The sequence below is a fragment of the Actinomycetota bacterium genome (assembly GCA_035759705.1).
Lineage (GTDB): Bacteria > Actinomycetota > CADDZG01 > JAHWKV01 > JAHWKV01 > JAJCYE01.
Map to the genome: position 1 here is coordinate 1 of DASTUJ010000172.1, position 12,132 is coordinate 12,132.

The window sequence follows — 12,132 nt, forward strand, 5'->3', positions numbered from 1 at the left end:
GGTCCAGGTGACCTGGCGCAGGTCGTGCGCCGCTTGGGAGAAAGACCAGGGAAGGCTGATCCCAACCTTCTCCTGGGCCTCGACGTGCCCGACGACGCTGCCGTCTACCGGATCAACGACGAGACGGCAATCGTCCAGACCGTCGACTTCTTCACCCCGGTGGTGGACGACCCCTACCAGTGGGGCGCAATCGCCGTCGCCAACGCTCTCTCCGACGTCTACGCCATGGGCGCTACGCCGCTGACCGGGCTGAACCGGGTGGGCTGGCCGAAGGACCTGGACATGGACCTGCTGGCCCGGGTGCTCGAAGGGGGCGCCGACAAGGCCGACGAGGCCGGCTGCGCCGTGGTCGGCGGGCACACGGTCGACGACCCGGAGCCCAAGTTCGGCATGGCGGTCACCGGGGTGGTTCACCCGGACAAGATCGTCAAGCTATCGACCGCCAAGCCGGGGATGTCGATCATCCTCACGAAGCCGCTCGGGATGGGGATCATCGCCACCGCCTGCAAGGCGAACCGCATCGACAAGGCCCTGCTGAAGCGGGGCACCACGCTTATGGCCACCCTCAACAAGGCGGCCGCCCAGGCGATGGTGGAGGTTGGCGCTGCCGCCTGCACCGACGTCACCGGCTTCGGCCTCCTGGGGCACCTGAGGGGAATGCTGAACGCCAGCGGGTGCGCCGCCAACCTGGTGGCCGACCACGTGCCGATCCTGGACGGCGTCGGCGGCCTGGCGAAGGAGGGATTCGTCCCCGGCGGCACGCAGCGCAACCGAGATTATTTCGGACCCTTTGTAGAATTCGATTCGGACATCGACCCGATGGTGAGGATCATCCTGTTCGATGCACAAACCTCGGGAGGGCTTCTCATAGTGGTGGAACGATCCAAGCAGGACGCGATGGTGAAGGCCCTCCGCAGGCTCGGGACCCCCTCCGCATCGGTCATCGGACGCATCACCGACGGCCCGGCCGGGACGATCAAGGTGGCGGGACGCTACTGATGAAGCTGACGATCCCGCAGGACATCTACGACGGCATGATCCAGCACTGCCGGGACGACTACCCCAACGAGGCGTGCGGTTTTATCAGCGGGCTGAACGGTGAGTGCACCAAGCTCTACCCCCTGCCGAACGCTGCCGCGTCGCCGATCTACTACCGCCCGGGCGACAAGGAAATGATCGCGGCGATCAACGACATCGACGAGCGTGACGAGGAGCTGGTGGCCATCTTCCACAGCCACGTCGCCAGCGCCCCGGTGCCGTCGCCCACCGACCGGCGGGAGGCCCACTACCCCGATGCGGTCTACCTGATTGTTTCCCTCATGGACGGCGACAACCCTCTGACCAGAGGCTGGCTGATCAAAAAGCAGGACTGGCGGGACGAGACCGGGGACGTAATAGAAGTGGACCTGGTGATATCGTGAGCCAATGTCAGTAAAGGTAAGTATCCCCGCGGCATTGCGCTCCGCAGTGGGGGGATCGAAGGCGGTTGAGGCTGAGTCGGGACCGGTCAGCGCAATTCTGGCGGACCTCGGTGAGAGGTACCCGGCACTCAAGGAGCAGATCTTCACCGCCGACGGCACCCTCCATAAGTTCGTGAACGTCTACATCAACGACGAGGACGTGCGGTACCTCGAGAAGCTCGACACCAAGGTTGCCGACGGTGACACGGTCGCCATCCTGCCGGCGGTGGCAGGCGGCAGCCTCCGGGCCTAAACGCCTCCCATGCTGGTTGACAACATGATGGGACTGGTGGGGAACACCCCGCTGGTCGGCATCAACAGCTTCTCGCCCAACCCCAACGTGCGGATCTGGGCGAAGCTCGAGGGCCAGAACCCCACCGGGTCCGTGAAGGACCGGGTGGCCAAGGCCATGATCGAGAAGGCCGAGGGCGAGGGCCTGCTGAGCCCGGACAAGGTACTGCTGGAGCCCACCTCCGGCAACACCGGTATCTCCCTTGCGTTCCTGGCCAGGCAGAAGGGCTACAAGCTCGTCTGCGTGATGCCGGAGACCGCCTCCAAGGAGCGGGCCCAGATGATCAAGATGTTCGGCGGCGACATCGTGCTGTCTAACGGCATCGAGGGGTCCAACGGCGCCATCAAGCTGGCCAAGCAGATGGTGGAGGCCGACTCCAAGTACCTGATGCTCTACCAGTACGGCAACGACGCCAACCCGGGGGCCCACTACGAGACCACCGGCCCCGAGATCCTGCGGGACCTGCCCGGTGTCACTCACTTCGTGGCGGGGCTGGGGACGGGAGGCACGCTGACCGGCGTCGGCAAGTTCTTCCGGGACAACAAGCCCGAGGTACGCATCATCGCCGCCGAGCCGGAGCAGGGGGACCTGGTCTACGGCCTGCGCTCGCTGGACGACGGTTTCATCCCGCCGGTGCTCGACGAATCCGTTCTCCACGGCAAGATCAAGGTCAACTCGAACACGTCGGTGAAATTCACCCAGGACCTGGTCGCCCAGGAGGGCGTCTTCGCCGGGATCTCGTGCGGAGCGACGGTGTACATCGCCCAGAAGCTGGCCGGCAAGATCGAGTCCGGCGACATCGTCTGCCTGTTCGCCGACGGAGGGTGGAAGTACCTGTCCACCGACATCTGGGACATGCACACCGACATCGCAGCCAAAAAAGTCGAGTACATGCCCTGGTGAGTACCGGGGACGACAGGGCGATCGGCATTTTCGACTCGGGGGTTGGGGGCCTGACGGTCACCGACTCGATCATGAAGCTGCTTCCCCAGGAGAACCTCATCTACTTCGGCGACACCGCCCGCTGCCCCTACGGGCCGCGCTCGATCGACGAGGTTCACGGGTTCCTGAAGGAGATCATGGCGTTCATGTCCGAGCAGGACGTGAAGATGCTGGTGATCGCCTGCAACTCCATGACCGCCGCCTACGAGAAGTTCCGGCCGCCCCACAAGGTGCCGGTGATCGGCGTGATGGAGCCCGCAGTCCGTGCCGCCGTCCGGGCCACCCACAACGGCAAGGTCGGGGTGCTGGGGACCCAGGCGACCCTGTCTACCGGCCAGTACGAGCGGTTCCTGCAGGCTGCCGGCAAGGACCTCGAGGTGCATACCCAGGTCTGTGGAGGTTTCGTGGAACGGGTCGAGGAGGGAGACACGTTCTCCGAGGAGCTGTTCGCCCTGGCCGAGGAGTACCTCAAGCCCCTCATGGCCGCCGATGTCGACACCCTGATCCTCGGGTGCACGCACTACCCCCTGCTCACGGGGGTACTTCACTCGGTCACCAACGGCGAGGTCGAGCTGATCTCGTCCGCGGACGAGGTGGCCAAGGACATCTACTCCAAGCTGGTGGAGCTGAACCTGCTGCGCCGGGAGCGCACGGTGGGCACAAGGCGCTTCATCACCTCCGGGGACTCCGAGAGCTTCCGGGCCGTCGGGTCCCGCTTCCTGGCCGGGCTGGACAAGGTGGAGAGCATTCCGTGGGCCGACCCGGTGAGGGCGTCCGCATGACCCCCCGCACGACACCTCCGTTCGAGGCGATCGTCCTCGGAGCCAGCGGCACCTACCCGAAGCCGGGCGGAGCCACCTCGGGGTTCCTTCTGAGGGTGGGCAAGTTCACGGTGTGGATGGACTGCGGAACCGGTACCTTCGCCAACCTGCAGCGCCACACCGACTACCGCCAGCTGTCCGCGGTGGTCATCAGTCACCTCCACCTGGATCACTTCCTGGACTTCTACTCGTTCTACTACGCGATGCGGTACGGCAAGGACTCGCCCGGCCCAACCGGGCTCGAAGTCTATGCTCCGGCGGGGGCCGAGGAGCATATGGCGAAGCTCCTGTCGCCCACCTCCGACGACGGGTTCGGCGGCTTCTTCGACTTCAACCCGGTGAGGTCCGGCGACAAGATCGCAGTGCCCCCGTTTGTGTTCACCTTCAAGCGGACCGTTCACCCGATCGAGACCCTGGCGGTCAGGGTCGAGGCCAACGGGCGCTCGCTGGTCTACACCGCCGACACCGCGTGGAGCGAAGAGCTGATCGACTTCGCCCAGGGCGCCAACGTGCTGGTCGCCGAGGCCACGCTTCAGCAGCCCGACGCAGGCGGCCAGAAGGTCCACATGACCGCCGAGGAGGCGGGAAGACTGGCCCACGACTCCCGGGCCAGCCGGCTCGTCCTGACGCATCTGGCGCCCGGTCTGGACCCTACGGTTAGCATGGACCAGGCGGCCCAACACTTCCGGGGCAAGATCCTGGTGGCCGTCGACAACCTGAACATCTAGGGCTTTCGCCCGCATCGACGCCAGGAGGCACAATTCATGACTCGCAACGACGGGCGCAGCCCTGATCAGCTTCGCCCGGTGAAGGTCCAGCGCGGGTACGTGGAGTACGCCGAGGGCTCGGTCCTCTACGAGTGCGGCAAGACCCGGGTCCTGGTGAACGCCACGGTCGACGACCGAATCCCGGAATGGATGCGCGGGAGCGGCAAGGGCTGGGTCACGGCCGAGTACTCGATGCTCCCCCGGGCCACCTCCACCCGTACGCCCCGTGAGGTCAACAAGGGCAAGCTCGGCGGGCGGACGCAGGAGATCCAGCGCCTCATCGGCCGGAGCCTGAGGGCGATCTGCGACATGAAGCTGATGGGGGAGCGCACGATCTACCTGGACTGCGACGTGCTGCAGGCCGACGGGGGCACCCGCACGGCGTCGATCACCGCGGCGTACATTGCCCTGGCCGAGGCGTGCGAGGGCCTGGTCAAGGCCGGCAAGCTCGCGGCAAGCCCGGTCGTCGACCAGGTGGCTGCGGTCAGCGTGGGCATGGTGAAGGGCGTCCCGTGCCTGGACCTGGACTACAGCGAGGACTCGGCGGCCGAGGTCGACATGAACATCGTGATGACCGGGACCAACGAGTTTGTCGAGCTGCAGGGCACCGCCGAGGGCAAGCCGTTCTCGGACGACCACCTGGCCGCCCTCCTGGCGCTCGGCCGCAAGGGCATCTGCGACCTGCTGGAGATCCAGCGCAACGCTCTGGCCGAGTAGTGCTCGAGATAGTTCTGGCGACGGCGAACAAGGGCAAGATCGCCGAGATCGTTGAGATCATGTCCGGCCTGCCGGTGACCTTTGTAACCAGGGACCAGATGCCGCCGTGGCCGGAGATCGTGGAGTCGGGCGAAACCTACCTCGAGAACGCTCTGATAAAGGCGCGGGCTCTGGTCGGATTTTCGGGCAAGGCCGCCATTGCCGACGACTCCGGCATCGAGATCGACGCCCTGGACGGGGCCCCCGGGGTCCGTTCCGCCCGCTTCGCCGGGCCCGAGGCGAGCGACGACGAGAACAACCACCGGATGGCGGAGTTGCTCGCCGGCGTGCCTGCGGAGGAGCGCACTGCTCGTTACCGGTGCGTAGCGGTTCTGGTGCTGCCGGACGGGACCACGATCGACGCCGAGGGTACCTGTGAGGGCCGCATCGCTCTGGCTCCGGTGGGGGAGAACGGCTTCGGTTACGACCCGTGGTTCATCCCGTCGGAGCAACCGGAGGGTCAGGAGCTGACCTTCGGCCAGCTGCCGTTGGACTTCAAGCACAGCATCAGCCACCGCGGACAGGCACTGACCGGGCTGGCGGCAAAGATGGAGACCTCAGGCCTGACTTGATGGGCGGCCCCGGGCCCCGGCCGAACCGGCCGGGAAGTGCGGGCGAGAGGACTTGAACCTCCACGGGCTATGCCCACAGGATCCTAAATCCTGCGCGTCTGCCATTCCGCCACGCCCGCAGGCTTGGTCAGCCCGGGTGCTCACCAACTATACAAGCGGAGGTTGCTGGTGCGGATCGGGAAAATGCGAGCCCGAAATTGACCGATCCGTACTGTTCGCCGAACTCGAAAGTGTCGTTTAAAAGTGTGTCGAATCGTTTACTGAGAATTTGACTTATCGACGTTAAGCGGCGTGTATCGTCTGATCATTCGACGCAATCGCCTAAATTCGGCGATGAAGGAGCGAACCTCAAATGCTGCATTACTTCCTATTCGGAGGAGTTCGGGTACAGGGTCCCGATAAGGAAGAGCTGCCGCTGAGCCGCAAGCAATGCCAGGCTCTTGCGATGTTGATGCTTTCGCCCGGCTCAACCGTTGCCTCAGACGTGCTCGTCGACTTTGTGTGGCGCGAGAAGCTCCCCTCGAACCCTCTCAACAGCCTTCAGGATCTGATCAAGCGTTTACGCGTCCTGCTGGGCGACTTCGAACGAACCATCGTCGTGACCAGGTCCGGCGGTTACCGCCTGTTCGTCGACCCCAATCACCTGGACGTGGAGGTGTTTCGCAAGCTGGCCGGGGCGGGGCTGAAGCTGGAGCAGGCAGAACCCCTTGCCGCCAGGCTCCTGCTGGAGCGGGCGCTGGAGAATGCCCGCGGCGATCTTCCCGACATCGCCCCCGACTTTCGAGCCAGCGAGCGGATCGACGACCTCTATCACCTCCGATCCGCAGTGGTCCAGGCGCTGAGCCGGATCGACATGGCTGAGGATCCTGCCGGTCACGGCCAGTCCGACGAGGCCTTCGCGATCTGGTCCCTGGGGGGCAGCCCCGTAGGTATGGCCCTTCGGATCTCCGAGCTGGGAGAGCTCGCCCTCGCCGACCTGGTGGGGACGGTGGCCCGGTTCGGTGGCCGGCTCCACCAACTGTCCCGCGGTCTGCTGCTGGCATCGTTTGCAGAAGGCGGGAGCGCCCTTCGGGCGGCGGGTGATCTTGCCTCGGGCACGCATCCGGCTGCCTGCGCCATCCGGGGCGGCGCTATACGCCACTTTGAGTCCCCCGGTCCGGTCAACGACGTCGACCGGCTGCTGGAGCTTTCGGAGGAGCCGCAAAACGGGCAGATTTTTGTGTCGGACGAGGTACATCGGGCCGCCCCCGCTTTCGGGGGCGGGCGCACGCTGAAGCAGGTCGAGGGCGACAGGTGGATGTTCGACCTCCGGGATCGGAACCAGCAGCCGGAGCTTGGGGAGGAGTTGCCCGACTACTGCTTGATGGGCCTGCTCGGCATCACGACACACGTTCAATGTGGTTCGCCGAGGCTCTACTGGGGGAGACCGGTCCAGATGGCTCAGACGCTGGAGGAGATCTTCTCAGGCGCGAGGGACGCGCACCCGAGCTAGCGCGAGACCTCCGGCTCAGGCAAACCCCATGCGGCCGTCGTCACCGTCGGTGGGGCAGCTGTGGACCGCAGTGGCGGCCTCGGAGGCCTGCTGGAGCACCCGGAGCCCCCGGGTGGTCAGTCCCTTGATCCGTGAGATGACCGGCTTGCCGTCCTCGGTGCGCTCGGCAACCACGTCGAGGCAGCGGCTGCTCTTGAGCATCATCACGAGGTCGGTGAACTGCTCGGCCGGGGCGTCCTGCATCGCGGTGCGTACACGAGCGGTAAGGTCGCCCGGCCCTTCGGCCTCGGCGTCGAGGGTTGCCTGAAGCACCCGAACCATTCCTTCTTGAACGTCGATCATGCTTGGAATTCTATCCCCGACGGAAAACTAGATCAGGCCGAAGATGAACTGTGATGGCGACGAGTCGTCGTCCCCGGTCCAAAACTCGTGCCAGTGGATCGCAAACTCGTCCCGGGTGATGAAGCCGTCGCCGTCCAGGTCGAGCTTGTGGAAGATGTCGGACGAGTCGGCCTCCGGGCCCTTCCAGCCGGTGACCACGTGGCGGTACTCGTCCTCGCTGATCTTGCCGTCGCTGTTCTCGTCGATGGCGTCGAACATGGCGTTCGCCGTGCCGATGACGTCCGCCGACTCCGCCAGGCGATCGACGCTCAGGATCGCCTCGTCGAGGCTTACCCTGTGGTCGTGGTCCTTGTCGGAGCTGTTGAGAACCGACTTCCACCAGCCCAGCATGGTCTCCCGCATCTGGTGATACTCGTCGCTGTCCTGCATCCAGGCCCTCAAGCCCGTCCAGCGGGCGGCGAGGGCCTCGAAATCGTCCTTTTCGAGAAACCCGTCCTTGTCCACGTCCATCGCAGCGAAGACGCCTGCCACCTTGCGCCGCTGAAACTCACTTGCCATTTATCGCTCCGTCCCCGATTTCCGGCAATGTACCAGACGCAGAGCCCTGCAACACAAAGACCGAGCGCAGAGGTCGGTCTGCGCTCGGTCGGGTGGTGGGCCGCCCGGGACTCGAACCCGGAACCTTGGGATTAAGAGTCCCCTGCTCTGCCAATTGAGCTAGCAACCCGCAATCATTTTAGCCGACCGGAGGCTTTCGTCGGAGACCGGCCTCTGTCACCCCCCTGAGCTAGGGTCTGAATTCGGAAATTTGGAGGTATGCCCTGGTGGTTCGTCGCCGTAGGATTCTGTTCTGGCTGGGCTTGATGCTGGCCGTCGTGGGGGTGGTCCGGTGGGCGGGCTCCTCGGGGGCGCTCAAGGCGCCGGATCGGAGTTCTCCGCTTCCGGCTGAGGTTCCGGTCGGTGCTCAGGAGGGAAGGGTGAAGCGGATTGTGGACGGCGACACGTTGATCGTTGCTGTCGACCGCCCCGGTCCAATTCCGGCCGGAGACCACCGGGTGCGCCTGCTGGAGATCGACACCCCGGAAACCGTGCGGCCCAACTACCCGGTCCAGTGCGGCGGCGCAGGGGCAACCGAGTTTGCGAGGGCCGAGCTTCCGGAAGGCTCGGCCGTGTACCTGGTGGGCGACCGCGAGGACAAAGACGAGTTCGGCCGTTACCTGCGCTACCTCTGGGACTTCGAGGGCGAGTTCTATAACGAGAAGGCGGTTGCCGGGGGCCACGCCAAGGCGGTTCTGTTCGAGCCGAACGATCGGTACATCGACCGGATACGCCGTGCGGAGCTGTCGGCAAAGCAAACCAAAAAGGGAGTCTGGGGACAGGTCTGCGCCGCGGCGCAGTAGAGCCGGGAAGGAGCTTGGAATGAGGGGACGGCCAGTGCGGGGTGGCTGTAGGAGGCAATTGGTGGCGGCGGCACTGCTTTTGGTGCTTCTGGCAGGGTGTTCGGACGAGGGTTCGGGCGGCGGGGGGGAAGCGAGCCCCCGGAGCGCTGCATCTGGTGCCGAGGCCGTCGAGCCGGCGCTCTGTGGGACGGACGTTGTGGTCTCGGAGAAGGCGGCCGAAACGTCGGAGCCCCTTACGGTTCCCGAAATGCAAGCCCGCCTGCTGTCCCAGCCGGCGGTCAAGCCTGCCGGATTTACCTCACAGGCGGTTGTTGTGGACGAAGGTCTGGGGAGCTTCCGCATCTCGACTCCCTCCAGCTACTCACCTTTTTGGCGGAACGGAACGCCCGCCGGCGATCTCTTTGACCTTGCGGGCCCGCGCGACCGGGCGTGGGCGGACTTCTGGCAGGGCCAGATGGAGGTCGGCGAGTTGAACGCCAGGGCAATCGCGGTCGACACCTCGAAGAACGACGAGGTCTCGGCGCTGATCATCACCCTCACTCCCGGCATCGCGGAGACGGGAGATGCCATGGCCGACGTCTTTTCCGAAACCTATTCCGGCGGCGGATGGCCCATCCGGGAGGCCTGTGGCGCCCGGGCCAATGGTGAGGATGGGGCCTACGTCGAACACATCGTCCCGGCAGAGGTGGTGGACGGGCCGGCCGACCGGACGCAGCTGCAGTTCCTGATTCCGGACCCTCCCAACGACGTTCTGTGGGGGGTTACCTGCGACGTCACCGAAAAGTCGGTGGTGGAGGTCAAGAAGACCTGCCTGGAGATCGTCAGGACGTTCGAGCCGCTTCCGCCGGTCGACGCCTAACTAGGCCTTCTTCGGCTTTCGCCGGAAGATGCTGCGGCCGGTCAGGGCAATGAACAGGTATGCGCCCACCACGGCGGCAATCAGCCCGAGGGTGGTCAGCGAGCGGGTGTAGTTGCCCGGAGGGTCGGGTGCGCCGGCCCCGTCGTCGTTTCGGAACCGGTCTTCCCGGTCGCCGCTCCCGCAGAGCTCGCCGGCCTGGCACCCCTCCTGTTCGGCAGGCTCGGGGGAAGTTTCCTGAGCCAGGGCGGCGGAAGGCATAAGAAGGGTGGCAGCCAGGAGCCCCGCCCAAAACAACTGGCGCACAGACATCAGAGGACCTTCCTAACCTGGGCGAAGTGGCAGGCGACCCGGTGCCCGGGCGCGTGCTCCTCGGGCTCGGGCACCACGTCCACGCAGACCCGGGGGACGGGCCGCGGCGCGAGCTTACCGACCACAACCGTCTCCTCGGCGCCCTCGGCGCCTAGACGTTCGGCCAGGAAGCACCGAGGGTGGAAGACGCAGCCCGTAGGCGGGTTGAGGGGAGAGGGGACGTCGCCCCGCAGGATGATCCGCTCCCGTGCCCGTTCTACCTGGGGGTCGGGGATGGGCACGGCGGACAGAAGGGCCTGGGTGTAGGGGTGCATCGGCGTTTCGTAGAGCGGCAGGCGGTCCGCAACCTCCATCACCTTGCCCAGGTACATGACCACCACCCGGTCGCTGATGTGGCGCACCACCGACAGGTCGTGGGCCACGAACAGGTAGGTGAGGCCGAACTCGTTCTGCAGGTCCTCGAGCAGGTTGATTATCTGGGCCTGCACCGACACGTCGAGTGCCGACACCGGCTCGTCGCAGATGATCAGCTTCGGCCTGAGCGCAAGCGCCCGGGCCAGCCCGATCCTCTGGCGCTGGCCCCCCGAGAACTCGTGGGGGTACCGGCCGGCGTGCTCCGGACTGAGGCCGACCCGTTCCAGAAGCTCGTTGATGTAGCGGATGCCGCCCATCTCGTCGAAGATCCCGTGGATCTGGAGAGGCTCGGAGACGATCGTCCGGACGGTCATCCGGGGGTTGAGCGACGAGAACGGGTCCTGGAAGACGATCTGCATCTCCCGCCTCACGGCCGCCATCTCCTTGCGGCTGGCCTTCAAGACGTCCTGGTCCTCGAAGAACACCGAGCCCGCGGTCGGCTCGTAGAGGCGCAGCAGCGACCGGGCGACGGTCGACTTGCCGGAGCCGGACTCTCCGACCAGGCCTAGGGTCTCGCCCTCGCCGATCTCGAATGTCACCCCGTCGACCGCCTTGACCGTGCCGACCTGCCGCTTGAACAGGATTCCCCTGGTCACCGGGAAGTGCTTCACCAGGCCCTCGACCTTGAGGATCTTCTTCGGCACCGTGATGACCGGGCTCACGCGGGGATCTTCCCAGGGACATGGGGCTCCGGCAGGTCCCCGGCGAAGTGGCAGGCTGCCGGGTGGGTGGGGTCGCCGGTCCTCGGCACCAGCTCCGGGTATTCGGTGACGCACTTCGAGCGGGCATAGGCGCACCGCGGGTGGAAGGGGCACCCCGTCGGCACGTGAATCAGGCTGGGCGGCTGGCCGTAGATGGGGCTCAACCTCTCTTTGCGCTCCTGGTCCAGCCGGGCGATCGAGCCGAGCAGCCCGAGGGCGTAAGGGTGGAGGGGGTTGTAGTAGAGGTCGTCTACCCCGGCGGTCTCCACGATGTGCCCGGCGTACATGACCGCCACCTTGTCGGCGTGCTCGGCGACCATCCCGAGGTCGTGGGTGATCAATATGAGGCTCATCGCAAACTCCCGCTGCAGCGACCTGAGCAGGTCCAGGATCTGGGCCTGGATGGTGACATCGAGGGCGGTGGTCGGCTCGTCGGCGATGATCAGCGCCGGCTTCATGGCAATCGCCATGGCGATCATCACCCGCTGCCGCATCCCTCCGGAGAACTGGTGGGGGTAGTCGCCGAACCGCTCCTGGGCGTTTTGAATGCCGACCATCTTCAGCAGCTCGACCGCCTGCCGGTTGGCCTCCTTGCGGCTGTCCGAACCGTGGATCCGGAGGACCTCGGCCACCTGCCTGCCGATGGAGTGCACCGGGTTCAGGGAGGTCAGCGGGTCCTGGAAGATCATCGCGATTCGGTCGCCCCGGAGCTTGCGCATCCCGTCGTCGTCCAGGTCCAGCAGGTTGGTGCCGTTGAAGTGGATGGTGCCCGACACCACTTTGCCGGGAGGGGGGACAAGGCCCATGATCCCCAGGGCGCCAACGCTCTTGCCCGAGCCGGACTCGCCGACGATCGCCAGGGTCTCGCCCGGGTTAACCGAGTAGCTCACCCCGTCGACGGCCTTCACCAGCCCGAAGTCGGTGGGGAAGTGGATGCGCAGGTCGTTCACCTCGAGCAGGGGCACAACACCGCCCGCCGCGGCCTCGCCCGACGCCCGGGGAATC

At 65.8% G+C, this 12,132-nt stretch carries 16 protein-coding genes and 2 tRNA genes; 11 read left to right on the forward strand and 7 right to left on the reverse strand.

Annotated elements, in window-relative coordinates; genetic code table 11:
- From selD to VFV09_11635, 8 genes are all read left to right on the forward strand, one after another.
- A partial coding sequence (gene selD / locus VFV09_11600; GenBank protein ID HEU4868361.1) for a selenide, water dikinase SelD occupies positions 1-999 on the forward strand: 999 nt, incomplete at its 5' end.
- Positions 999-1,421 carry a M67 family metallopeptidase gene (locus VFV09_11605; GenBank protein ID HEU4868362.1) on the forward strand — a complete coding sequence of 141 codons (423 nt, stop codon included), beginning with the start codon at positions 999-1,001 and terminating at the stop codon, positions 1,419-1,421. The genes selD and VFV09_11605, both read left to right, overlap by 1 nt.
- Before the next feature lie 4 nt (positions 1,422-1,425).
- On the forward strand, positions 1,426-1,713 hold the full coding sequence (locus VFV09_11610) for a ubiquitin-like small modifier protein 1 (GenBank protein ID HEU4868363.1): 288 nt from the start codon (positions 1,426-1,428) through the stop codon (positions 1,711-1,713).
- 9 nt (positions 1,714-1,722) lie between these two features.
- Positions 1,723-2,655: a cysteine synthase family protein gene (locus VFV09_11615; GenBank protein ID HEU4868364.1), complete on the forward strand. Its 933-nt coding sequence runs from the start codon at positions 1,723-1,725 to the stop codon at positions 2,653-2,655.
- Positions 2,652-3,476 (forward strand): glutamate racemase, encoded by an 825-nt coding sequence (murI, locus tag VFV09_11620; protein HEU4868365.1) that lies wholly within the window; start codon positions 2,652-2,654, stop codon positions 3,474-3,476. The genes VFV09_11615 and murI overlap by 4 nt, the downstream gene beginning before the upstream one ends.
- Positions 3,473-4,243, forward strand: a complete 771-nt coding sequence (locus tag VFV09_11625) for an MBL fold metallo-hydrolase (protein ID HEU4868366.1) — start codon at positions 3,473-3,475, stop codon at positions 4,241-4,243. Before murI ends, VFV09_11625 begins: the two co-directional genes overlap by 4 nt.
- Positions 4,244-4,279: 36 nt before the next feature.
- Positions 4,280-4,999, forward strand: a complete 720-nt coding sequence (rph, locus tag VFV09_11630; protein ID HEU4868367.1) for a ribonuclease PH — start codon at positions 4,280-4,282, stop codon at positions 4,997-4,999.
- Complete coding sequence (locus tag VFV09_11635; GenBank protein HEU4868368.1) at positions 4,999-5,610, forward strand: non-canonical purine NTP pyrophosphatase; 612 nt, start codon at positions 4,999-5,001, stop codon at positions 5,608-5,610. Before rph ends, VFV09_11635 begins: the two co-directional genes overlap by 1 nt.
- A gap of 37 nt (positions 5,611-5,647) precedes the next feature.
- Here VFV09_11635 and VFV09_11640 read toward each other — a convergent pair.
- Positions 5,648-5,729 (reverse strand) — tRNA-Leu (locus VFV09_11640).
- Positions 5,730-5,962: 233 nt separating this feature from the next.
- Between VFV09_11640 and VFV09_11645 the strand changes: the two genes are divergently transcribed.
- On the forward strand, positions 5,963-7,102 hold the full coding sequence (locus tag VFV09_11645; GenBank protein HEU4868369.1) for a winged helix-turn-helix domain-containing protein: 1,140 nt from the start codon (positions 5,963-5,965) through the stop codon (positions 7,100-7,102).
- 15 nt (positions 7,103-7,117) lie between these two features.
- Here the strand turns inward: VFV09_11645 and VFV09_11650 are convergent, their stop codons facing one another.
- From VFV09_11650 to VFV09_11660, 3 genes are all read right to left on the reverse strand, one after another.
- On the reverse strand, positions 7,118-7,444 hold the full coding sequence (locus tag VFV09_11650) for a hypothetical protein (protein ID HEU4868370.1): 327 nt from the start codon (positions 7,442-7,444) through the stop codon (positions 7,118-7,120).
- Positions 7,445-7,471: 27 nt separating this feature from the next.
- Positions 7,472-8,002 carry an EF-hand domain-containing protein gene (locus VFV09_11655; GenBank protein ID HEU4868371.1) on the reverse strand — a complete coding sequence of 177 codons (531 nt, stop codon included), beginning with the start codon at positions 8,000-8,002 and terminating at the stop codon, positions 7,472-7,474.
- 93 nt (positions 8,003-8,095) lie between these two features.
- Positions 8,096-8,171 (reverse strand) — tRNA-Lys (locus tag VFV09_11660).
- A gap of 97 nt (positions 8,172-8,268) precedes the next feature.
- Between VFV09_11660 and VFV09_11665 the strand changes: the two genes are divergently transcribed.
- Both VFV09_11665 and VFV09_11670 read left to right on the forward strand, forming a co-directional pair.
- Complete coding sequence (locus VFV09_11665) at positions 8,269-8,844, forward strand: thermonuclease family protein (GenBank protein HEU4868372.1); 576 nt, start codon at positions 8,269-8,271, stop codon at positions 8,842-8,844.
- Positions 8,845-8,905: 61 nt separating this feature from the next.
- Positions 8,906-9,703 carry a hypothetical protein gene (locus tag VFV09_11670; GenBank protein HEU4868373.1) on the forward strand — a complete coding sequence of 266 codons (798 nt, stop codon included), beginning with the start codon at positions 8,906-8,908 and terminating at the stop codon, positions 9,701-9,703.
- Here the strand turns inward: VFV09_11670 and VFV09_11675 are convergent, their stop codons facing one another.
- Genes VFV09_11675 through VFV09_11685 form a run of 3 tightly spaced genes read right to left on the reverse strand, consistent with a single transcriptional unit; the run spans position 9,704 to position 12,131 of the window.
- Positions 9,704-10,012 carry a hypothetical protein gene (locus VFV09_11675; GenBank protein ID HEU4868374.1) on the reverse strand — a complete coding sequence of 103 codons (309 nt, stop codon included), beginning with the start codon at positions 10,010-10,012 and terminating at the stop codon, positions 9,704-9,706.
- The gene (locus tag VFV09_11680; GenBank protein ID HEU4868375.1) at positions 10,012-11,088 is read right to left on the reverse strand and encodes an oligopeptide/dipeptide ABC transporter ATP-binding protein; all 1,077 of its coding nucleotides are present in this window, start codon (positions 11,086-11,088) and stop codon (positions 10,012-10,014) included. Before VFV09_11680 ends, VFV09_11675 begins: the two co-directional genes overlap by 1 nt.
- Positions 11,085-12,131 (reverse strand): ABC transporter ATP-binding protein, encoded by a 1,047-nt coding sequence (locus VFV09_11685; GenBank protein ID HEU4868376.1) that lies wholly within the window; start codon positions 12,129-12,131, stop codon positions 11,085-11,087. The genes VFV09_11680 and VFV09_11685 overlap by 4 nt, the downstream gene beginning before the upstream one ends.
- Position 12,132: the final 1 nt, after the last annotated feature.